Annotated in this window: 18 protein-coding genes; 15 read left to right on the top strand and 3 right to left on the bottom strand. The window is 54.2% G+C overall.

Features of this window, described 5'->3' with window-relative positions; all coding sequences use genetic code 11:
• From PsWM33_RS28130 to recN, 14 genes are all read left to right on the top strand, one after another.
• The coding region (locus tag PsWM33_RS28130; protein WP_208994676.1) for a UDP-N-acetylmuramoylalanyl-D-glutamyl-2,6-diaminopimelate--D-alanyl-D-alanine ligase at positions 1–1,842 on the top strand (1,842 nt) is incomplete at its 5' end.
• Positions 1,843–1,852: 10 nt separating this feature from the next.
• Positions 1,853–2,947, top strand: a complete 1,095-nt coding sequence (mraY, locus tag PsWM33_RS20785; protein ID WP_063289943.1) for a phospho-N-acetylmuramoyl-pentapeptide-transferase — start codon at positions 1,853–1,855, stop codon at positions 2,945–2,947.
• Between the two features lie 12 nt (positions 2,948–2,959).
• Complete coding sequence (gene murD / locus PsWM33_RS20780) at positions 2,960–4,360, top strand: UDP-N-acetylmuramoyl-L-alanine--D-glutamate ligase (RefSeq protein ID WP_057465724.1); 1,401 nt, start codon at positions 2,960–2,962, stop codon at positions 4,358–4,360.
• The gene (locus PsWM33_RS20775) at positions 4,360–5,517 is read left to right on the top strand and encodes an FtsW/RodA/SpoVE family cell cycle protein (RefSeq protein WP_057465725.1); all 1,158 of its coding nucleotides are present in this window, start codon (positions 4,360–4,362) and stop codon (positions 5,515–5,517) included. The genes murD and PsWM33_RS20775 overlap by 1 nt, the downstream gene beginning before the upstream one ends.
• 28 nt (positions 5,518–5,545) lie before the next feature.
• On the top strand, positions 5,546–6,670 hold the full coding sequence (murG, locus tag PsWM33_RS20770) for an undecaprenyldiphospho-muramoylpentapeptide beta-N-acetylglucosaminyltransferase (protein ID WP_057465726.1): 1,125 nt from the start codon (positions 5,546–5,548) through the stop codon (positions 6,668–6,670).
• The gene (gene murC / locus PsWM33_RS20765) at positions 6,667–8,088 is read left to right on the top strand and encodes a UDP-N-acetylmuramate--L-alanine ligase (RefSeq protein WP_063301502.1); all 1,422 of its coding nucleotides are present in this window, start codon (positions 6,667–6,669) and stop codon (positions 8,086–8,088) included. Before murG ends, murC begins: the two co-directional genes overlap by 4 nt.
• Entirely contained in the window at positions 8,085–9,059 is a 975-nt protein-coding gene (gene murB / locus PsWM33_RS20760) for a UDP-N-acetylmuramate dehydrogenase (RefSeq protein WP_063301501.1), read from the top strand. Before murC ends, murB begins: the two co-directional genes overlap by 4 nt.
• Before the next feature lie 46 nt (positions 9,060–9,105).
• Positions 9,106–10,032 carry a D-alanine--D-alanine ligase gene (locus PsWM33_RS20755; protein WP_208980677.1) on the top strand — a complete coding sequence of 309 codons (927 nt, stop codon included), beginning with the start codon at positions 9,106–9,108 and terminating at the stop codon, positions 10,030–10,032.
• A complete protein-coding gene (locus PsWM33_RS20750) occupies positions 10,020–10,934 on the top strand; it encodes a cell division protein FtsQ/DivIB (RefSeq protein WP_208994675.1) in 915 nt (304 codons plus the stop codon). The genes PsWM33_RS20755 and PsWM33_RS20750 overlap by 13 nt, the downstream gene beginning before the upstream one ends.
• Positions 10,931–12,253: a cell division protein FtsA gene (ftsA, locus tag PsWM33_RS20745; protein ID WP_063289938.1), complete on the top strand. Its 1,323-nt coding sequence runs from the start codon at positions 10,931–10,933 to the stop codon at positions 12,251–12,253. The genes PsWM33_RS20750 and ftsA overlap by 4 nt, the downstream gene beginning before the upstream one ends.
• A 110-nt stretch (positions 12,254–12,363) precedes the next feature.
• Positions 12,364–14,127, top strand: coding sequence for a cell division protein FtsZ (ftsZ, locus tag PsWM33_RS20740; protein ID WP_057465729.1), 1,764 nt, complete (start codon positions 12,364–12,366; stop codon positions 14,125–14,127).
• A 247-nt stretch (positions 14,128–14,374) separates the two neighbouring features.
• Entirely contained in the window at positions 14,375–15,337 is a 963-nt protein-coding gene (gene lpxC / locus PsWM33_RS20735) for a UDP-3-O-acyl-N-acetylglucosamine deacetylase (protein ID WP_057465827.1), read from the top strand.
• Between the two features lie 153 nt (positions 15,338–15,490).
• Complete coding sequence (locus PsWM33_RS20730; protein WP_057465730.1) at positions 15,491–16,357, top strand: outer membrane protein assembly factor BamD; 867 nt, start codon at positions 15,491–15,493, stop codon at positions 16,355–16,357.
• Positions 16,358–16,390: 33 nt separating this feature from the next.
• Positions 16,391–18,064: a DNA repair protein RecN gene (gene recN, locus PsWM33_RS20725; RefSeq protein ID WP_063298190.1), complete on the top strand. Its 1,674-nt coding sequence runs from the start codon at positions 16,391–16,393 to the stop codon at positions 18,062–18,064.
• Positions 18,065–18,305: 241 nt separating this feature from the next.
• Here the strand turns inward: recN and PsWM33_RS20720 are convergent, their stop codons facing one another.
• The 3 genes from PsWM33_RS20720 to PsWM33_RS20710 all read right to left on the bottom strand — a co-directional run bounded on the left by PsWM33_RS20720 (position 18,306) and on the right by PsWM33_RS20710 (position 20,363).
• The gene (locus PsWM33_RS20720; protein WP_063301500.1) at positions 18,306–19,064 is read right to left on the bottom strand and encodes an ABC transporter permease; all 759 of its coding nucleotides are present in this window, start codon (positions 19,062–19,064) and stop codon (positions 18,306–18,308) included.
• Positions 19,061–19,744: an ATP-binding cassette domain-containing protein gene (locus PsWM33_RS20715; protein ID WP_063301499.1), complete on the bottom strand. Its 684-nt coding sequence runs from the start codon at positions 19,742–19,744 to the stop codon at positions 19,061–19,063. Before PsWM33_RS20715 ends, PsWM33_RS20720 begins: the two co-directional genes overlap by 4 nt.
• A 169-nt stretch (positions 19,745–19,913) precedes the next feature.
• Complete coding sequence (locus PsWM33_RS20710; protein WP_063301498.1) at positions 19,914–20,363, bottom strand: hypothetical protein; 450 nt, start codon at positions 20,361–20,363, stop codon at positions 19,914–19,916.
• Positions 20,364–20,697: 334 nt separating this feature from the next.
• Here PsWM33_RS20710 and PsWM33_RS20705 point away from each other — a divergent pair, with 334 nt between their 5' ends.
• Positions 20,698–21,957 (top strand): glycosyltransferase family 87 protein, encoded by a 1,260-nt coding sequence (locus PsWM33_RS20705; RefSeq protein WP_063301497.1) that lies wholly within the window; start codon positions 20,698–20,700, stop codon positions 21,955–21,957.
• Positions 21,958–21,979 lie beyond the last annotated feature (22 nt).

Here is a 21,979-nt window from a genome sequence, read left to right as displayed (position 1 = left end):
GAAGCCGAAGCCGAAGCCGAAGCCGAAGCCGAAGCCGAAGTCGAGGAGAAGGTTGAGGCAGACGCAGAAGCTGAGAGTGCTCCTGCGCCGGAAGACGAGACAAACGCGGATGCGGATGCATTTCTTGCGGATGAAGGTCTCGAAGAGGTTGCTCCCAAGGTCACTGAGGATGTATCGCAGTCCACTCAACCGGATGAGCAGGACGGCACAGAAGCATTAGGTGGATTACCTGGTTCTGAGGAGCCTGTTGAGACGGCTGAGACCGCTGCTTTTGAGGGCAAAACCGAAGAAAAACTAAAGCTCAAGTCAGCGATAGACAAGCCTGAGTGGACTATCGTCCCCCATATCAACCTATTGGATCCGGACATTAAGTCGGAATATGAGCGGCAAATGATTGAACTGCCTGAAATAGACCGTGGGCCGCTGTGGCTGCTTAACGATTTTCTGGAGGCAGTAGATGGGGATGTTTACGGTGATCTGAGCGATGACGTAACCGAAATCTCCATCGATAGTCGGGTGATCCAACCCGGCGAAGCCTTCTTTGCGATCAAGGGCGAGAACTTTGACGGTCATGCATTTGCCGGAACAGCTGTTGAGGCTGGTGCCGCTGTAGCTGTTGTTGCGCGTGACAAGCTTGCGGAGCTGCCGGAAGGTGGCCGATACGTGGCTGTTGATGATGTGCTTCAAGCGTTGGAGCGCCTTGGTGTGGCTGCTCGCGCTCGCTCCAAAGCACGGATCATCGCGGTCACAGGTTCTGTTGGCAAGACAGGCACGAAAGAAGCTTTGCGTCTTTGTCTGTCCAAGTCTGGCATCACGCATGCGCCTGTGGCGAGCTTTAACAACCATTGGGGTGTGCCGCTTACATTGGCGCGCATGCATGCTGATACTGAGTTTGGCATCTTCGAGATTGGTATGAACCACCGGGGTGAGATCACTCCACTGGTGAAAATGGTTCGTCCGCATGTGGCAATTGTAACCACTGTGGAACCCGTGCATCTGGAAGCCTTTAACTCAGTTGAAGATATTGCGCGGGCAAAGGCTGAGATTTTCAGTGGCATTGAGAAGGGCGGCGTGGCGATCCTGAACCGGGATAACCGCCAGTATGACCTGCTGCGTTATCTGGCCGCTGTGGCCGGGGTACGGAACATTGTCAGCTTTGGCATGCGGCCGGGTGCTCAGTCTATCGCCAAGAAAGTAGCTGCAAACCCAGATTGTTCTTGTCTGAATGCCAATATTCTCGGACAGGAGATTTCCTACAAGATCGGCGCTCCGGGCGCACACCATGTGATCAACTCTTTGGGCGTGCTGACTGGGGTCATGGAACTGGGGGCCAACCTTGCGTTTGCTGGTCTGGCTCTGGCGGAAATGTCTGCCCCGAAAGGGCGTGGTGCGCAGACCGTTCTTGATGTGAATGGTGGCACGGCGTTGCTTGTTGACGAGAGCTATAATGCCAACCCGGCGAGTATGCGTGCAGCCATTGAACTGGTGGCTGGGCTGCCCGTTGCGAAGAATGGCCGTCGCATCGCCGTATTGGGAGATATGCTCGAATTAGGTGCAGATTCCGACAAGTTGCACGCAGACCTTGCGCGTGAACTGGAGCGCGCAAAGATCGACGTGGTTTATTGTGTGGGTACTCACATGAAGGTGCTCTGGGACCTGTTGCCTGCACAGACCAGAGGCGCCTATTCAGATACCTCCGACAAACTGGAAAAAGACCTGTTGTCGGAAGTGCGTCCCAACGACATCGTGATGGTAAAGGGCTCTCTTGGAACCCGTATGGGTCCACTTGTGGATGCCTTGAAGAAACGTTTTCCTGAACCGGCTGCAACCGGTAAGTCCTGAGGTTGACTAAATGCTATATTTGCTGGCAGAGCTTTCAGAGGTTTATCCTTCCCTGTCTGCGCTGAATGTTTTTAAATACATTACGTTCCGTACCGGCGGCGCGATTATGACTGCTTTGCTGTTTGTGTTCCTGTTTGGCCCACGCATCATTGATGCGCTGCGTTCGCGTCAGGGGCATGGGCAGCCTATTCGCGAAGACGGACCTGCGAGCCATCTGCTGACAAAAAAGGGTACGCCAACCATGGGCGGCCTGATGATCCTTTCCGGGATGATTGTAGCGACGCTGTTGTGGGCTGACCTTCGCAACCCCTACACCTGGATCGTTCTGGGTGTGACTGTTGGTTTCGGCCTTATTGGTTTTTATGACGACTATCTGAAAGTCACCAAGTCTTCGCACAAAGGCTTTGGCGGTAAAGCGCGTTTGGGTCTTGAGTTCCTGATTGCAGGCCTTGCTGCTTTTGCGGTGACGCTTCTAGATGCCGAGCCATTTTCCACCAGCATCGGCTTTCCGTTCTTTAAAGAGCTGACGCTGAACCTTGGTCTGTTCTTCATCCCATTCGCTGCCTTTGTTGTTGTTGGCGCGGGCAATGCGGTGAACCTGACTGATGGTCTGGACGGTCTTGCGATTGTGCCGGTGATGATTGCTGCAGCAGCTTTTGGTCTGGTTGCATATTTAACTGGTAACGCTGTGTTCTCCAGCTATTTGCAGATCCATCATGTTGCGGGCACTGGTGAGCTTGCTGTTGTGTGTGGTGCGGTGATTGGTGCGGGGCTCGGGTTCTTATGGTTCAACGCTCCACCAGCTGCGATCTTTATGGGTGATACAGGTTCTCTGGCTCTGGGCGGTATGCTGGGCGCGATTGCCGTTGCGACCAAACACGAGATTGTTCTGGCGATCATCGGCGGTTTGTTTGTGCTGGAAGCGGTTTCTGTGATTGTGCAGGTTGCGTCGTTCAAGCTGACTGGCAAACGTGTGTTCCGTATGGCGCCAATTCACCACCACTTTGAGCATTTGGGCTGGACTGAGAGTCAGGTGGTTATTCGTTTCTGGATCATTGCTGTTGTGCTGGCCCTTGTTGGTCTTGCCACATTGAAGCTGCGCTAGGAGGTTCGACACATGATCCCTATCCGTCATCTGGCAGGCAAAGAAGTAGCATTGTTCGGGCTCGGAGGGTCCGGGCTTGTGACTGCGCGTGCGCTTGAGGCTGGCGGGGCTCGGGTTGATGTGTGGGACGATAATGAGGCCAGCGTTGCCACGGCTGAAGAATACGGGCTTGCTGCGATCGATCTGCGTGAGGCGGATATGTCCCGCTACGCAGCACTGGTTGTTGCGCCGGGTGTTCCGCTGACGCATCCAACACCGCACTGGAGTGTGGAGCGGGCGAGGCAGGCTGGTATTCCGGTGATTGGGGATGTGGAGCTTTTTGTCAATGAGCGGGAAGCGGTTTGTCCTGAGGCGCCGTTTGTTGCCATCACTGGGACCAACGGCAAATCCACCACGACTGCACTGATCTCGCATGTACTCAAAGAATGCGGCATGGATGTTCAGATGGGGGGCAATATTGGCCGTCCGGTTCTGGATCTCGAAGAGTTTTCCGAGGATCGTGTCTATGTGGTTGAGGTCTCCTCCTACCAGATCGATCTTGCGCCAAGTCTTGTGCCGGATATCGGGGTAATGATGAACCTGTCGCCGGACCATCTGGACCGGCATGGGAACATGGAGAATTACGCGTCCATCAAAGAGCGGATCGTTAAAGCAGCGCGTCTTGCTGTTGTTGGCGTGGATGATGAATTCAGTGCAGCTATTGCGCAGCGCCGTGCAGAAAGCGGTGAGCCGGTTGAGCTGATCTCTTGTCTCGGGCCTGTCGAGTTTGGCGTTTACGCTGAAGACGGTAAGGTCTTTGAGGTTTTTGATGAAGAGCAGGTGGTTGTGGCTGACCTGTCTTCCTCCAACACTTTGCGTGGCTCTCATAACGGGCAGAATGCATCTGCTGCTGTTGCGGTTTGTGCAGCACTTGGGCTGGAACTTGATGAGATTGCAGCCGCGCTTGCGACCTTCCCGGGTCTTGCGCATCGTTTGATGCTGGTTGCTGAAGCAGGCAAGGTATTGTTTGTGAATGACAGCAAGGCGACCAATGCAGAAGCTGCTGCTCACGGGTTGGCAGCGTTTGACCGGATTTATTGGATTGCTGGTGGTCGTCCGAAGGCGGGCGGGATTTCTTCGCTTAAAGCCTACTTCCCGAAAGTCGTGAAGGCTTACCTGATTGGGGAAGCGGCGGAAGAGTTTGAGCAAGAGCTTGCCAGGGCTGTTGAGGCGCACAAGTTTAGCTCTTTGGAGCTGGCTGTTGAGGCAGCGGCGCAAGATGCTGCACGGGACAAAGGCAGTGAAGCGGTGGTTTTGCTGTCTCCGGCCTGCGCCTCGTTTGACCAGTTCAAGAGCTTTGAAGTTCGCGGGGATGCATTTGTGAGCGCGGCAGTTGCTGCTGCCAAAATGCTGAAGGGTGAGGGAGCACGCTGATGGTATCACGTACGGATCGCAGTGCATTTGCAGAATGGCTCTGGACGATTGATCGTTACATGCTGATCGGCATCTTCACGCTGATGGTGTCTGGTTTGGTGTTGTCTCTTGCCGCGAGCCCTCCTGTTGCTGAACGCCTTGGGCTTGAGAGCTTCTACTTTGTGAAGAAGCAGGCGCTTTTCCTTATTCCAAGCGCTGCCGTGATGCTGGGCGTTTCAGCGCTTTCACCACGCTATATACGCCGGGTGGCACTGGTGGTGTTCTGCGTGATGTTGGTGCTGCTGTTGGGCACGCTGTTTTTCGGGTCTGACATTAAAGGTGCGCGGCGCTGGGTGAGCTTGTTTGGTATTTCCATTCAGCCGTCAGAGTTTATCAAGCCAGTGCTGGTGGTGATCATTGCGTTTCTGTTGTCTGAGGGGCGTAAAGCCCAGGACATTCCGGGGCAGCTGATCTCCATTCTTCTGTTTGGCATTGTGGCCGCCATGCTCGTGGCGCAGCCTGACTTTGGACAGACCATGCTGCTGACCATTGTTCTGTTTGCGCTGTTCTTCCTGAACGGGTTGTCCTGGCTGGCGATTGTGCCGCTTGGGATCATGGGTATTCTTGGCGTTGCTGCGGGCTTTACGTATCTGCCGCACGTTCGCGGGCGTATCATGCGTTTTCTGGATCCGTCTTCCGGTGACACCTACCAGATCGATAAAGCGATCGACTCCTTCATTGCCGGGGGGTGGCTAGGTCGTGGTGTGGGTGAAGGTACGGTGAAACGAATTTTGCCCGATAGCCATACGGACTTCATTTTTGCGGTGGCTGCTGAAGAATACGGCATCATCGTTTGTGTGGTGCTGGTGACCGTTTTTGCATTCGTTGTGCTGCGTGGTCTTTACATGGCGACGCAGGATCAGGATCCGTTTGGCCGTCTGGCGTCTTCCGGTCTTATCGTCATGTTTGGCCTGCAAAGCACTATCAACATGGCGGTGAACCTCAATCTAATGCCTGCGAAGGGAATGACCCTTCCATTGATCTCATCAGGTGTGTCGTCGTTGATGGCGATTTCCCTGACGATGGGTTTTGTGCTGGCGCTGACACGCAAACGTCCGCAACCGCGTAAGAACCCGATTATTACCGTTACCCGTGCTGCCCCTGTGCAGCCTGCCTAAAAGAGTTTTGCCTGTGTCGGAGAGTGAAATGAAGCCAAAGATTATGCTCACTGCTGGAGGAACGGGTGGTCACCTGTTTCCTGCACAAGCGCTGGCCTGTGAGCTGAAGCGCCGTGGGTATGGTGTTGAGCTGATCACGGACAGTCGCGCAGACAAGTATGGTAGCGCGTTTCCGGCAGATAACGTGCATCTGGTCAAAAGCGATACCATTCGCGGCAAGAACCCGATTTCTCTTGCCAAGACAGCAATCAAACTTGGCTTGGGTACGTTGCAGGCCATGAAAGCAATCCGCGCAGCTAAACCTGCTGCGATTGTTGGCTTTGGCGGGTATCCGACCTTTCCGCCAATGTTTGCTGGCCGTCTCTTAAGCGTTCCATCCATTTTGCATGAAGCCAATGCTGTGATGGGTCGGGCGAACCGGATGCTGGCCAAGGGTGCAAGTGCGGTTGCGACCAGTTTTCCGCTGAAAACACTGCCTGCTGATCTGGCTGCTAAAGCGACGATGACCGGCAATCCACTGCGTGACAATGTGATTGCGGTGTGTGGTCAGACTTATAACGCACCTGAAAAAGGCGGCGCTTTTCATCTGCTGGTGTTTGGTGGCTCGCAGGGAGCGCGTGTATTCTCTCAGATTTTGCCGGCTGCGTTGAAGCTGATGGCGCCGGAAGATCGCGAGCAGCTGGTCGTTGTGCAGCAGGCTCGCCCTGAAGATCTGGAGGGGCTTGAAAGCTCTTATCGCGAGATGGGTGTTGCCGCGCAGGTGGCGTCCTTCTTTACGGATTTGCCTGAGCGCATTGCGGCGGCTCATTTGGTTATCAGCCGTTCTGGTGCTGGTACTGTATGCGAGCTGGCAGCGATTGGGCGTCCTTCAATTTTAGTGCCTTTACCGGGTGCTCTTGATAACGATCAGGGCATGAATGCGAATGTGCTTGCTGAGGCAGGCGGCGCATGGCCGATCCCACAAAAAGAACTTGATCCGCAACGATTGGCCCGTGAGCTGAAAGAACTCATGGATAATCCGGGCCGTCTTGCACAGGCAGCACACGCAGCACAGGCGCAGGGCGCGCCGGAAGCTGTACAGCGCCTCGCGGATCTGATCGAAACACTTGTTGGTGCTGCACCGGCAACTGAACAGAAAGAGATTGCCTCATGAAAATGCCAGTAGACATTGGGGGAGTACACTTCGTCGGTATCGGCGGCATTGGCATGAGCGGTATTGCCGAGGTGTTGCATAATCTTGGTTACCGTGTTCAGGGCTCTGACATGTCCGAGAATGCAAATGTGCAGCGTTTGCGTGATAAGGGCATCAAGGTCATGGTGGGTCATGCTGCCGAGAACCTTGAGGGCGCTGATGTTTGTGTCATCTCTTCCGCAATCAAAGGCAGCAATGTTGAGCTGAAGGCTGCACGCGAAAACAACATGCCTGTTGTGCGCCGCGCTGAAATGCTGGCGGAGCTGATGCGCTTCAAGCAAGCGATTGCCATTGGCGGTACGCACGGCAAGACGACGACGACCTCTATGGTTGCGGCGCTGCTGGATGCTGGCCATATGGACCCGACTGTTATCAATGGCGGTATCATCAACGCTTACGGCACCAATGCCCGTATGGGTGAGGGTGACTGGATGGTGGTTGAGGCGGACGAGTCCGACGGGACATTCGTCAAGCTTCCTGCTGATATTGCTGTGGTGACCAACATCGATCCTGAGCATCTTGATCACTACGGCGATTTTGATGGTGTCCGTGCTGCGTTTGCCCAGTTCGTTGAGAATGTTCCGTTCTACGGATTTGCGGTTATGTGTCTGGATCACCCAGAGGTGCAGAGCCTTGTGGGTCAGATTGAAGACCGCCGCATCATCACTTACGGCACCAACCCGCAGTCAGATGTTCGCTTTACTGATGTCTCCACCAAGGGTGGCAAGTCCATCTTCACCGTGATCATTCATGATCGTCGCGGGGACAAGGTAACTGAGCTGAAAGATCTGGTGCTGCCAATGCCGGGTCTGCACAACGTGTCCAATGCGACGGCTGCAATTGCTCTGGCGCATTCTCTCGGTATTTCTGATGCGAACATCCGCAAGGGGTTGGCAAGTTTTGGCGGAGTGAAGCGTCGCTTTACGCATACTGGCTCCTGGAACGACGTAGAGTTTTTTGACGACTACGCGCACCATCCGGTTGAGATTAAGTCCGTCTTGCATGCGGCGCGTGAGGCAGCTGAAGGGAAGGTGGTTGCTGTGATGCAACCGCACCGTTTTACGCGTTTGCAGAGCCTGTTTGAAGATTTCTGTGCTTGCTTCAATGATGCAGACAAGGTTGTGATTACACCTGTGTTTGCGGCTGGTGAGCAGCCTATTGAAGGGGCTGGTCAGGCTGATCTGATTTCTGGTTTGCGTGCTGGTGGTCACCGTTCGGTTCACAGCATTGGTGGTCCTGATGAGCTGGCTGGTAAGATTGCAGAGCTGGCGGAGCCGGGTGATCTGGTGATTTGCCTTGGTGCAGGGAACATTACCCAGTGGGCTTACAAATTGCCTGTAGAGCTGGAAGCGCTCTCTCCCAAAGGAGAGACTGTATGAGCCAAACTGTAAGCTACCCTGATCTCCTGCCGCTTCTTGGTGATGCTGTCGAAGACATTCGCGGTCGCATGATCCCGAACCAGCTGCTTTCTGCTGTGACATGGTTCCGTGTGGGTGGCCCCGCACAGTTGATGTTCCAGCCTGCTGATGAGGCAGATCTGGCTGTGTTCATGAAAGCACTGCCTGAGGACGTGCCGGTGACTGTGGTTGGGCTTGGTTCCAACTTGCTGGTGCGTGATGGTGGCATTGAAGGCGTTGTTATTCGTCTGCCAATCCGCGGGTTTGGGACTGTAGAATACTTTGGCGGCCATAAGTTGCGGGCAGGGGCGTGCGTTCCTGACAAGAAGCTGGCGGAAGACGCGGCCAAGACGGGCACGGGTGGATTTGCATTCTACACCGGTATTCCGGGTGCTGTTGGCGGCGCCTTGCGCATGAATGCAGGGGCTCATGGGACAGAGACAAAGGACCGTGTTGTTAACGTTAACGCGGTGACACGATCCGGCGAAATCCTCACTCTTTCCAATGAGGAAATGGGCTATGCGTATCGTCATTCTTCTGCGTCAAAGGACCTGATTTTTACCAGTGCGGTGTTTGAAGGTTTTGCGCAGAGTGAAGATGAGATCCGCGCGGAAATGGCTGAAGTTGTTGCTCATCGTGAGAAAGCGCAGCCCATTCGCGAGAAAACCGGTGGTTCCACTTTCAAAAATCCTGACGGCAACAGTGCCTGGAAGGTGGTTGATGCGGCTGGATGTCGTGGATTGCAGATCGGCGGCGCAAAAATGTCGGAATTACACTGCAACTTTATGTTGAACGTTGCAGACGCTACCGCTCACGATTTGGAAATGCTTGGCGAGACTGTTCGCCGGGATGCTCTGGCAAAGACAGGGACGCGTCTGGAATGGGAAATCAAGCGTCTTGGGGCGTTTGTGGACGGAGCGGCGATTGAGCCGTTTTTGGGTAAAGCGGGCTAATTCCGTTCACGTGTTGTTTTAGGCGTTTAAATCAGGATTGGGTTTTGTGATGACCAAGCATGTTGCAGTTTTGATGGGTGGATGGGTTGCTGAGCGGCCTGTTTCTCTGTCTTCAGGCAAAGACTGTGCGGACGCTCTGGAAGCGGCTGGTTATCAGATCACGCGTGTAGATGTTGACCGCAACATTTCTGCTGTGCTTCAGGAGCTGAAACCGGACGTGGCATTCAATGCGCTGCATGGGCCGTTTGGTGAAGACGGAGCTATTCAGGGTATTCTGGAAGTGCTCGATATTCCTTACACCCATTCCGGGGTGATGTCGTCTGCGCTTGCCATGCATAAGGAAAAGGCGAAGGCCGTGATGAAGGCTGCCGGTGTTCCGGTTGCCAATGCCATTGTGGCCAGTCGCGCTGATGCTGCGCGCCGTCATGTGATGGAGCCGCCTTATGTGATCAAGCCAATCAACGAAGGATCGTCCTTCGGTGTGCTGATTGTGAAGGAGGGGCAAGAGCATCCTCCGCAGGAATTGACACGCGAAGATTGGCAGTATGGTGATTTGCTCATGGTCGAGCGTTACATCCCAGGCCGCGAATTGACGTGCGCGGTGATGGGTGATGTGGCGTTAGGGGTACTAGAAATTGTACCGCTGGGTCACACTTATTACGATTATGACGCAAAATACGTCCCAGGCGGTTCACAACACATACTTCCTGCGGAAATTTTACCATCTGTTTACCAAGAAATACAAAAATCAAGTCTCAAGGCACATCAGGCTCTGGGGTGTCGCGGCGTTACACGCGCCGACTTCCGTTTTAACGAAGGACCCGGTGGCCTAGGAGAACTGATTTGTCTTGAGGTGAACACTCAACCCGGCATGACGCCAACATCACTGCTCCCGGAAATTGCGGCACATGCCGGACATGATTTCCAAGAATTGGTGAGTTGGATCGTGGAGGACGCAAGTTGCGGAAGATAAAGGCAAAATTTGATGCATTGCGGGAACGCACAGGCATCTGGAGCTATCGCTTCAGAAGTCGTGGTGTATCGCGTTTGCACCAGAGACCCGCTTGGGGGGTCACTGGATTTTTTGCATTTATCCCATCCTGGGCACCAACTGCGGGCGCTTTTGGCTTCCTTGCATTGTCCGCTGCTTATGGCATTACGCTGGGTGGACACGCCCGTAATGTGAGCGAATCAGTTACATCCTCCGTCGGTTTCGCGGTGAATGAGATCAAAATGGAAGGTTTGCAGCGTGTTACCGAGTTTCAGGTGCTGGAAGCGCTTGAACTTCACGAACGCCCTTCTTTGATGTTGTTTGATGCGGCTGACGCAAAAGAGCGTCTGGAAGGTATTGCCTGGATCCGGAATGCGGCCATCCAGAAGTTCTACCCCGGTACGCTGCGTGTGATGATCAAAGAGCAAGAGCCTTATGCGCTCTGGCAGCGTGGGGACATTACGTCTGTCATCACCAAAAAAGGCGAGGTCATCACCGATGAGGTGGATGGCCGTTATGCGAATTTGCTTCGCGTGGTCAATCACGGTGCGCAGCTGCGTGCTGGTGAGATCATGAGCGAGCTGGACAATTTCCCAGGTATCCGTGCCCGGGTGCGCGCTGCAAAGCTGCGCTCCGAACGACGCTGGGATCTTGCCTTAGAAAACGGAATTACAGTGCGTCTGCCAGAATTTGATGTTGGCGATGCGCTGGCGGAACTTAAGAAGCTAGATGATCAAGGTGGTTTGCTCTCCCGCGATATCGTCGCGGTGGACCTGCGTTTGCAGGATCGCGTTGTGGTGCGTCTTTCGGATGACGCTGCCATTCGCCGCAAAACCACCATCGAGCAACGGGGTACGCCCTCCAACTCCGGGAGGGACACATGAGCTCGAATAAGAACGTGATTTTTCTGCCGCGGATGCGGCCTTTGCCGAGCCGCAGATCTGTTGTGGTTTCTGTGCTGGACGTCGGCTCCACGAAAGTGTGCTGTATTATCGCGAAATTGGTGCCTGGTGACGAGGAAGACCTGATGCCGGGCCGTTCGCATGGCATTGAGGTGCTGGGATACGGGTATCAGGCGTCTGCAGGCATGAAGTCCGGCGTTGTTGTGGACATGGATCAGGCTGAGCAGGCGATCCGCCGCGCGGTTGATCAGGCCGAGCGTATGGCCGGTGTGATGGTGGAAACGCTGCTGGTGACTGTCAGCTGTGGCCGTCTGCAGAGCGAGATCTTCTCCGCCACTGTGCCGCTTGGAACTGAAGGTGTGACTGAGGCCGATATTCAGCGTGTGCTGGCGGCGGGTTCTACCCATACGGCGACCGAGGGACGGGCGGTGATGCATGCGCTGCCGATCTCCTACGGGCTGGATGGCAACCGCGGCATTCGTGATCCGCGCGGCATGATGGGCCGCAAGCTGGGCGTGGACATGCAGGTGGTTTCTGCAGAAGTACCGCCGGTGCGTAATCTGGAGCTTTGTATTGAGCGTGGACACTTGCAAGTGGAGTCACTGGTTGCGACGCCTTACGCGGCAGGCCTTTCCACGCTGGTAGAAGACGAGATTGAGCTGGGTGTTGCCTGTATTGATATGGGGGGTGGCACAACCACGCTTTCGATTTTTGTTGATGGTCAGATGGTGCATCTGGATGCGCTGGCTGTTGGCGGTAATCACGTCACTATGGACGTGGCGCGCGCGCTCTCCACACGGATGGAAGCTGCTGAGCGTTTGAAAGTTTTACATGGGTCTGCGCTGCCGAGTGTGGTGGATGACCGTGATTTTATTCAGGTGCCGCCCGTGGATACGGATGGCGATCTGCCAACGCAGATCCCTCGGGCGATGCTGACGCGGGTTATTCGTCCGCGCGTTGAAGAGATATTGGAGATGGTGCGAGACCGGATTGTCGCTTCTGGTTTTGCAGGCCGAGTGGGTAAACGTGTTGTGCTGACAGGCGGGGGCAGTCAGTTGACTGGCCTTTCTGAAACGGCACGACGCATTCTTGGGCGCAGTGTGCGTCTGGGGCGTCCGCTGGGTATTTCCGGTTTGCCAGAGGAAGCCAAGGGTCCGGCGTTCTCGGCAGCTGTGGGCCTGCTGATTTATCCGCAGGTGGCACAGATTGAGCAATTCGAACCCCGGCACCAACGCCGTGGCCTTAAAGGCCGCGGGAGCTATCTGGCTCGGGTTGGTCAGTGGATTAGAGAAAGTTTCTAGTGGGGATCGCATAACCCCCACTATCACGAGTTTCGCCAGATGCGGCGGACGCACGAGAGGAAGAACGACATGCCCGACTTCGGGCATGTTATTAGGGTCGCGAGGTTAATATGACAATCAACCTGAAAATGCCTGATATTCAGGAATTGAAGCCCAGGATCACCGTATTCGGTGTTGGTGGCGGTGGCGGAAACGCCGTAAATAACATGGTAACGAGCGGTCTTCAGGGCTGTGACTTTGTTGTTGCTAATACGGATGCACAAGCATTGGCACTTTGCCAGGCTGAGCGTGTTATCCAGATGGGCGTTGCTGTTACGGAAGGCTTGGGCGCTGGTTCCCAGCCTGAAGTTGGTGCAGCTGCTGCAGAAGAAGTTATTGACGAGATCAACGATCACTTGTCCGGCTCGCATATGGTGTTTATCACCGCGGGTATGGGTGGTGGCACCGGTACCGGTGCTGCGCCAGTTGTTGCTCGAGCTGCGCGTGAACAAGGTATACTGACCGTCGGTGTGGTTACCAAACCCTTCCAGTTTGAAGGGTCCAGACGTATGCGTGTTGCCGAAGCCGGCATCGAAGAGTTACAGCGTAATGTTGATACTCTTATTGTTATTCCAAACCAGAATCTGTTCCGCATTGCGAATGCACAGACCACCTTTGCTGACGCCTTCTCCATGGCTGATCAGGTGCTGTATTCCGGCGTTGCGAACGTCACTGACCTGATGGTCAAAGAAGGTCTCATCAACCTCGACTTTGCTGATGTACGCTCCATAATGCGTGGCATGGGTAAAGCGATGATGGGTACCGGTGAAGCGTCCGGCGAACAGCGTGCCATTCAGGCTGCTGAAGCTGCGATTGCGAACCCGCTGCTTGATGAGACTTCCATGAAGGGCGCGCGCGGTCTGCTTATCTCCATCACTGGTGGTAACGACCTGACGCTGTTTGAAGTTGATGAAGCTGCAACTCGTATCCGCGAGGAAGTAGACCCAGAAGCGAACATCATTCTTGGTGCGACCTTCGATGAATCTCTGGACGGTATTATCCGCGTTTCTGTTGTTGCCACCGGCATCGACAAAGAGCTGCGTGAAGATATCTCTCCTGCAGAGGTTCGTATGGCTGAACTCACAGAGCGTCTGCAGAGCGCTACTACGCCTACGCCCAGTCCAGCGGTAGCTGCGCCGGTAGAAGTAGCTCCTGCACCCACCCCAGTTCGTGCGATGCGCGCGATGGGCTCCGCAGCAGCCGAAACACTTATGCACTCTGAGCCGGTTGCTGTTGCAACTGACCCGGAAGTGGAAATTTCTCCTTATCAGTCTCGTCGTTATGAGCCTGTGCAGGAATATGATGCACTTGAGGAACCAACGCAGGCTTTTGATGAGCCTACCAATATTCCTGAGCCATTTATTCCACCTGTTGCACAAAAGGTAGAGCCTCAGACACGTATGCCACGTGTTGAAGACTTTCCGCCAATTGCACAGCGTGAAATTCGTGCGCGCACGGATGCTCCTGCTGCAGCGCCTGCACCACAGCCGGCATCTGCAACTCCTCAGCCAGCACCAGCCACTATGGCTCAGCAGGTTGAAGAGCATGATGAGCATCACATGGAAGAAGAGCGTCGCCCAATGGGTCTTCTGCGCCGTTTGACTGGTGGTCTTGGCCGCCGTGAAGACGAGCACATGGAGCACCATGAGCCAGTACAGGCAGATGCGTTTGCTGAGGCTCCACGCCAGCCAGCAGCGCCTCGTCCAACCGAGCCTCAGAATCACGGTGCAGCCGGGACTCTGGACGCTGGTGGACGCCCTGCGCCTGCACGCTCACAAATGATCGAAGATGATCAGTTGGAAATCCCGGCGTTCCTACGCCGCCAAGCCACCTGATTATCAACAGAACTCGCGCCTCTCGAGCAGCAATCCGGATTTTTCCGGGTTGCTGCTTTGCGTTTTTAAATGGAATTGTCGGTAAATGTACCTAAAATTTTCAGGACGTTACAAACCGTAATAAAGCTTTATTTTATTTGGTAAGCTCCAAGAGCTATGTTCCAGCCAACCCGCAGAGGGTATTCGAAAGTAGTGGCTCGTGAGGTTCAGTATGTACCTGGAGCGGAATGATAAAGGCTGGAACAATATGGGAATGCGTGTCGAAAAACAGACAACGCTTGCGGACAGTGTAACCTTGAATGGTATTGGGGTTCACTCTGGCGGTCCAGCTTCCATTACACTTCACCCAGCAGACGCGAACTCCGGCATTGTTTTCCATCGTAGCACCAAGGGTGGCTACGTGCAGACGGAAGCAAACTGGAAGGAAGTCACTGCAACATCTTTGTGCACCGTACTTGGTGATCCTCATGACAGCGGCATCTCTACCGTTGAGCACCTGATGGCTGCTCTGCGCGGTATGGGCGTTGACAATGTGACCGCTTACATTGACGGACCTGAGATGCCAATCATGGATGGTAGCTCCGAAGCATTCGTTGAAGCTATCGACCGCGTTGGTCTGAAAACGCTCGGCACAAAGCGTCGCTTTATCCGCATCAAAGAAAAAGTTCGTTACGTTTCCGGTGATCAGTGGTGTGAACTCAACCCGTTTGACGGCACCCGTTTTGACATCACCATCGATTTTGATCATGAGAAAATTGGTTGTCAGCAGCTCAAGTTTGACCTGACACCTGATTACTTCCGTGATGAAATTTCCCGTGCCCGTACCTTTGGTAGCGTGCAGGATGTTGAGAAGCTCTGGAAGCTTGGCTTTGCCATGGGCTCTTCCCTAGAGAACTCCGTCGCTCTTGATGGTGATCGCGTTCTGAACCCTGAAGGAACCCGTTGGGCAAACGAATTCGTACGTCACAAAAGCCTTGATGCGATCGGTGATCTTGCTCTTGCTGGTCTGCCTATTTTGGGCGAGTACCGCTCTTACAAAGGCGGTCACCGTATGAATCACTGCATCCTTGTGGAGCTTTTCAAGAACCCGGATGCTTTTGAAATTGTCGAAGCTGATGTTGCTCTGGTAGATCGTCATGCACGCGAAAAAGGTCATGCCGAGTTGATTGGCGGACTGCAGGCTGCAGCATTTGGCCCTAACGTCTCCTGAGGCTAAAATAGTTATTCAACGGTTTTTGCCTCTATTCCGACATAAATTCGAGGCAAATGCTGTGGTACTACGTGACGTTATCCAAACATTGAGATAGAAGCGTGAACTGGGAGGGATTTTACCCGAATCCCAACACGATAGGAGTCGGAAACATTGCTGCGTTCAGATGCTGCCGGGACTGCTTTGGGGGCTAATCGCCTCAAAAGAGCGATTAGATATACCTCTTTGGCGATGGCACTCGTTATTGCGGGCTGTGCAACCAAGGATGATGTTGATGATCTTGCGCTGGATGAAACTCCTGCGGAAGTAATGTTCAATGAGGCTTTGGCTCTTCGTGCATCTGGCGACGTGCAAGCGTCTGCGAAAAAGTTCTACGAGCTTGACCGCATCTATCCTTACTCCGAATTCGCGCGTAAATCGCTGATCAACATTGCTTACCTGAACTTCAAAATGGGTAAGTATCCTGAAGCGATTTCCGCTGCTGAGCGCTTTACCTCGCTTTATCCTGGTAACGATGATTCCGCCTACGCGCTCTTCATTATTGGTGAGTCCTACTTCCGTCAGATCCCAGATGTGGGTCGTGATCAGGCTGTGACCGCCAAGGCATTGGATGCAATGCGTGAAGTTGTTCAGCGTTACCCAGATTCTGAATACACCAAGCAGGCTCGTCAGCGTATCCGCGCGACGGAAGACCAGCTGGCTGGTAAGGAAATGGAAGTTGGCCGCTACTATCTGGCGCGCCGTAACTACCTTGCCTCTATCAACCGCTTCAAGACTGTGGTGAGCAATTATCAGACCACCCGTCACGTTGAAGAAGCGCTCTATCGTCTGACCGAAAGCTATTATGCACTTGGTGTGACGAACGAAGCACAGACAGCTGCAGCGGTGCTGGGACACAACTTCCCGCAGAGCCAGTGGTACAAAGATGCGTTTTCTCTTTTGAAAAAGGGCGGTCTGGAGCCACATGAGAACAAAGGCAGCTGGCTTAGCAGGGCATTTGGGGATATGAAACTCCTTTAAGCCTTTCAAGGAATCGGAGTTTCCTAGACTACCATGCTGGCATCGCTTTCTATTCGGGATATCGTTCTCATTGATAAGCTGGATTTGCATTTCAGCGACGGCATGAGTGTTTTGACGGGTGAAACCGGTGCAGGTAAGTCTATTCTTCTCGACAGTTTAAGCCTCGCCCTTGGTGGGCGGGGAGACGCCGGACTGGTTCGGCATGGTCAGGACCGCGGTCAGGTGAGCGCGGTTTTCGACGTTCCAATGGCGCATCCTCTGCGCACCCTTCTTCAGGAAAATGAACTAGAGCACGACAGCGATATCATCTTGCGCCGCGTGCAGGCGTCTGATGGACGCACCCGTGCGTTTGTGAACGACTCGCCAGTGAGTGCTGGTTTGCTGCGGCAGATCGGAGAGTTGCTGGTTGAGGTTCATGGGCAGCATGATGACCGTGCACTGATTGATCCTGAGAGCCATCGCCAGCTGCTGGACAGCTTTGGCGGGCTGGAAGGTGATGCTGCGAAGGTGGGGCAGAGCGCAAAAGCGGTTCGTAGTGCTGAGAAGGCTCTGAAAGATCATGTTGCACGCATTGAAGAAGCCCGTCGTGAGGCGGATTATCTGCGCTCCAGTGCTGATGAGCTGAGTGCGCTTGACCCTCGTGATGGGGAAGAGAATGAGCTTGCTCTGCGTCGTCAGGATATGATGCAGGTGGAGAAGATCGCAGGCGATCTGCGCGAGGGCTATGAAGCACTTGACGGACCAGCCTCTCCAATTCCTGAGCTTTCCAGTTTGTTGCGCCGTCTTGAGCGCAAAGTTGATCTGGCGCCCAACTATCTGACAAGTGTGGTTGAAGCCATCGGCGGGTCTTTGGACCAGCTGGAGGAAGCGCGCGGTGGTTTGGAGCAGGCGCTGCGCGATACTGATTTTGACCCGCAAGAGCTGGAGCAGACGGAAGAACGTCTGTTCGCATTGCGGGCTGCGGCTCGCAAGTATTCTGTACAGCCGGATGATCTTGCTAAACTGCGGGCCCAGATGGAAGGTGACCTTTCTGATCTGGATGCAGGTGAAGAGAAATTGCAGGCGCTGGAAAGCGCTGTAGAGGTTGCCAAGCAAACCTATGACAAGCTGGCGGCGGCGCTGTCAAAGAAGCGTCAGAAAGCTGCTAAAGGCCTTGAGGCTGCGGTTCATGCTGAGCTTCCGGCACTAAAGCTGGAACGGGCGCGGTTTATCATCAATATCGAGAGTGATGTTGAACAGCGCGGGCCGTCCGGTATCGACACTGTCGAGTTCTGGGCGCAGACCAATCCGGGTACTCGTCCGGGGCCTATGTTCAAGGTTGCTTCGGGTGGTGAACTCTCCCGCTTCCTGTTGGCGCTGAAGGTGTCGCTGGCAGATAAGGGCTCGTCTCCGACACTGGTGTTTGATGAGATCGACACGGGTGTTGGCGGTGCCGTGGCTGAAGCGATTGGCGTGCGTCTTGCCCGCCTTGCGAACAGTGTTCAGGTGCTGACGGTGACGCATGCGCCGCAAGTGGCCGCGCGTGCCAATGGTCACTTCCTGATTCGCAAGGATGAGGTGGAGAAGGACCGTGTGGCGACCCGCGTGACTGAGATCGCCGAGGGCGACCGACACGAAGAGATCGCCCGTATGCTCGCCGGTTCCACCATCACCGAAGAAGCCCGTGCCGCAGCCAAGCGTCTAATGGGCCAAGAAGAGCTGATTTAAGCTTCCTACTTTGATCGGAGTTCCTGCAACACATAAGGGTAAATTTGATCCTCTCCTATGGTAAGTTATTGACTTACTTATAGCCTAAGTTACCCGGAATCGCGTCTCCGACGATACACCGGTAGATTGTCACAAAGAAATTGCCCATATGTTGGCTCATTCCATCATATCGAAAAAGCTGACCCCTCCCGCAAAATCGCTGATGCCCAAGAATTGCTGGTGAAAGACACTTTGTCTCTGATCACTCGTACTCCGGCTCCATATAGATGGTGAAGCGGAGGGCGAGGATGATGGCGAGGGTTTGGGTGGCGGAGATGCCGAGCATGATGGCGATCTGGTACTGGACTGCCTCGATCGGGTTGAAGCCGCCGAGAATCTGACCTGTCATCATTCCGGGCAGCGAGACCAGTCCCAGTGTTGCCATGCTGGCGATAACGGGGGAGGCGGCTGCGCGCAGGGAGGATTTGACGAGTGTTCGCCGGGCTTCCAGTTTGGTCGCTCCCATGGTGGTGAGCAGCTCGATGTGTTCCTTATCTTCCGGTGTTCTCAAGTTGAACCGGCGCAGGGCGATGACCAGTGAACCCAGAGCGTTGCCGAGCAGCATGCCGGCGATTGGAATGGTGACCTGCGCGGAGTACCACGGCACAGGGCGGCTGAGGATTACGATGAACATCAGCAGCACTGGCAGCATGGCAATGAGTATAGCTGCCGTGAGCGGGGCTGTTGATTTGAGGCGGGGCATTTGTGCACGACCAGCCGATGTGATCGCGGCGATTGTTGCCATGGCGACCAGCCAGAGCAGGTTGAGGGCCAGATTGTCCAGATCGAAGACGGTTTGCAGATAGAAACCGACGACAAGCAGCTGAATGCTCATGCGGGCAATGGATATTGCCAGATCCCGTGACAGGTCCCTCAGACCCATAGTCCAGAGCAGGGACAGTGGGATGATTGCTATGAGATAAAAGAGAGCCAGATCACTCCACGCGACATTTGAGGTCATTGCACGCGCTCCTGTGAGCCTGACTGTGCTGGTTCGGGCAGTTCAATTATCTGATCAATCTTGCTTTGAAGGTGGGCGTCGTGGGTGACAGCCAGCAGTGTCCCGGTGTTTTCCATCAGCAGGTCACCACAGGCGAGGGCATGGGCTTTGTCGAGGGCTGCTGTGGGTTCGTCTGCAATCCATAAAGAGCGTTGCAGAAGCAGCGCGCGGGCGAGCGCGAGGCGTTGACGTTCGCCGCCGGAAAGGCTGCTGGTCGCCTGATTGAGTGCCGTGTTGGGCAGGCCCGCTGCTGTGAGAGCCTGAAGCATCTGAGCATCTGATGGCTTGCGTTTGTGATTGGCTTGCAGCTCAAACGGTGCCAGCAAGGCTTCACGAATATGGTCTGCCAGAGGGCTCACGCGTTGAGGGAGCCAGTTGAGCTGTTTGTGGAGCTGCGTTCGCCCGCCTGCTGTGTAAGAGACGCCGTTGAAGAAAAGCTCGCCTGTCTCCGGTTTATCCAGCCCTGCGAGAATGCGAAGGAGAACTGTTTTGCCGCGACCGGAAGGGGCACCGAGGCACAGTTTATCGCCTTCATACAGCTTGAAAGAATAGGCGTTAAAGAGCTGGCGCCCTTGCTTGGTGACTGAGATATTTCGGGCCTCGATAAGAGGCACACGCTCTGCGTCCTGAGAGGCGGCCATTGGAACTCCTGATTGCAGGAGGGAGAGTCCTCTAGTTGCTGCTGAAAATCAAGGAGGGAGTGGTGGGCAGGGCATTTTGGGAGAGGACCTTATTTGGATGAGCCAAGGTCATGTGCTTGTTGAGTGCAAGGGGCATGGTCTGAGCCGATGCCCCCACAAAAGTACCTAATTAAGATTCTAGGGCTTTAGCTTTGTTCATTAGTTTCATCTCAACAGGCGTCAGCTTACGTGTACCTGTGCCGCGCTTGAGATTGAAAGTAACCGGGTTTGGATAGTGGTCCAAAGATGCGCCGGTTACTGTATCAACGCCTATGCCGATGATGCCGCCGATGAGAACATTGCCAACCATGCCAGCTGCACCTTTGCCGCTGACGCGAGTATCAACATCGATGACCTGAGACTGATAGCCCGGTGCAGATGCCTTCAGAGTAAGTTTCTGACTTCGCGGAACATTGATCACGCAAGGTCCAACACAAGTATGCGCTGTTGTTGATGTGATTTTTGCGTTTGCTGGCTTTACGTCGATTTTGATGTCTTCAGTTGTGCCGCGAACAACTGTGCCGCAACCGGCCAAGAGAATGCTGGATGCTGCGACGCCAGCTACAAAATAGGATTTCATTTCCCAACTACCCCAAATTTACGTTGAGGCTAATTAGGCAGATGTCACAATTCAGTCAAATTTCTTAATAATTTTTCTGGTGATATCATTATCGTCAGGTTGTAAGATTAATAACTATTAAATTTTTAAGGAGTCCTGAGGTTATTGTCGTTGCTCTCGAATTCTCGGAAAACATTGTTTCATTTCCCTAAGATATTCTTAAATTACGTAGCGTATTCAAATAATTAACTTGGTATCTTCTAAACTCTCCGGCAACCAAGACTTTATACTTGCGCATATTCTCATCCGAAAACCGGAACCACTTACGGGGATATGCATAGATGGAGGCCGGTAGATGTTTATCTCGTTCGCCCGCTTACAGATCTATTTTGTCATCGCGCTGCTGCTGATTGTGGTGGTTTATCCGCTGTATCTGTTTGGATCGGTGATGGGCCTTGACGGATTCGATCTGCGCAGGGTGGGGGGCGACTTCTACCAGTTCCTGCTTGCCTCTCGCATGGCAGTGGCGGGGCAAGCTGCGCAGCTTTATGACTTTGGCTGGTTTTATGATGAAGTACAGCGCAATGTTGCTGGTGGCTCCGGCTTTTACGCGTGGGTGCATCCGCCAAGTCTGCTGGTCTTTCTGGTTCCGCTGTCTGGGTTGACCTATCTCCAAGCTTATAGCCTTTGGATGGGGATGGGAGCCTTGCTCTCGTTTTCTGTCGCCTTCAGCCGTAAAGCGCCTATTCGTGCGTTCACCTTTTTCATTTTTGCTCCTGCAACACTGGTGAACCTGTTTTACGGCCAGTTTGGCATGCTGGCGGGTGGGTTCCTTTATGGCGGGCTGCGTTTGCTGGACCGGCATCCGGCGTGGGCGGGTGTGTTGCTTGGGTGTGTTTCCATCAAGCCTGAATTGTTCATGCTGATCCCGATCATATTGATTGCCCATCGCAGTATCATCGCGCTGTGCGCGTGTGTTGCGACAGTGGCGTTCCTTGTTGATGCCTCTGCTGTGTTTTTTGGGTCTGGTCTTTGGTGGATCTATCTGGATACGGTTCCGTCCTTGCTGGCAACAGTCATGGACCAGGGTGAGGGCAGCTTCCTTTATCTGATCCCATCTGCGTTTGGGGCGATGCGGGCGCTCGGGTTTTCTGCGACGGCTGGATATCTGGTGCAATTGCCTTTCACTGTTCTGGCGTTCGTGGTGGTGTTCTGGCTGTTTATGCGTGAGCGTGAACCGATTGCCCGTAATCTTGCGGTGACGCTGTGTGTTTTGCTGGCAACGCCTTTCCTGTTCCTCTGGGACTATGCAGTGCTTTCTCCTGCGCTCTACCTTTATGCGACACGCACTGGTCTGTTTGATGATGATGCAGATTCCCCGTTTGTGGCGCCGCTCCTTTTGTTTGCGGTTTATCTTCTGCCAATCGTCAATATTGCGCTGGCGGCTCATGGCTTCCCGGTGGGGCCAATCTTCACCGCGCTGGCGTTGGCTGCTGTGTTGACGCGGATGGTTGGTATTGATCAGATGCAAGTTAGTGTAGGGGATGAACCAGAGGAGGGGGATAACTCCCTTTCTGATGAGCGTGAAAAGGATGAAGGGCTCGGGACAACCTGAGCCTTGGCCGTCCGTTACATAG

Source organism: Pseudovibrio sp. WM33 (assembly GCF_001623165.1).
Lineage (GTDB): Bacteria > Pseudomonadota > Alphaproteobacteria > Rhizobiales > Stappiaceae > Pseudovibrio.
Note: the sequence above shows the minus strand (reverse complement) of the source record. Positions and strands in the feature narration are given on the sequence as shown.

Bases quoted from the DNA above. Each gene is read 5' to 3' on its own strand.
- murC (WP_063301502.1), top strand. From the start codon at position 6,667: ATGAAAATGCCAGTAGACATTGGGGGAGTACACTTCGTCGGTATCGGC.
- murG (WP_057465726.1), top strand. From the start codon at position 5,546: ATGAAGCCAAAGATTATGCTCACTGCTGGAGGAACGGGTGGTCACCTG.
- PsWM33_RS20775 (WP_057465725.1), top strand. From the start codon at position 4,360: ATGGTATCACGTACGGATCGCAGTGCATTTGCAGAATGGCTCTGGACG.
- lpxC (WP_057465827.1), top strand. From the start codon at position 14,375: ATGGGAATGCGTGTCGAAAAACAGACAACGCTTGCGGACAGTGTAACC.
- murB (WP_063301501.1), top strand. From the start codon at position 8,085: ATGAGCCAAACTGTAAGCTACCCTGATCTCCTGCCGCTTCTTGGTGAT.
- ftsZ (WP_057465729.1), top strand. From the start codon at position 12,364: ATGACAATCAACCTGAAAATGCCTGATATTCAGGAATTGAAGCCCAGG.
- PsWM33_RS20715 (WP_063301499.1), bottom strand. From the start codon at position 19,744: ATGGCCGCCTCTCAGGACGCAGAGCGTGTGCCTCTTATCGAGGCCCGA.
- mraY (WP_063289943.1), top strand. From the start codon at position 1,853: ATGCTATATTTGCTGGCAGAGCTTTCAGAGGTTTATCCTTCCCTGTCT.
- ftsA (WP_063289938.1), top strand. From the start codon at position 10,931: ATGAGCTCGAATAAGAACGTGATTTTTCTGCCGCGGATGCGGCCTTTG.
- recN (WP_063298190.1), top strand. From the start codon at position 16,391: ATGCTGGCATCGCTTTCTATTCGGGATATCGTTCTCATTGATAAGCTG.
- PsWM33_RS20705 (WP_063301497.1), top strand. From the start codon at position 20,698: ATGTTTATCTCGTTCGCCCGCTTACAGATCTATTTTGTCATCGCGCTG.
- PsWM33_RS20720 (WP_063301500.1), bottom strand. From the start codon at position 19,064: ATGACCTCAAATGTCGCGTGGAGTGATCTGGCTCTCTTTTATCTCATA.
- murD (WP_057465724.1), top strand. From the start codon at position 2,960: ATGATCCCTATCCGTCATCTGGCAGGCAAAGAAGTAGCATTGTTCGGG.
- PsWM33_RS20710 (WP_063301498.1), bottom strand. From the start codon at position 20,363: ATGAAATCCTATTTTGTAGCTGGCGTCGCAGCATCCAGCATTCTCTTG.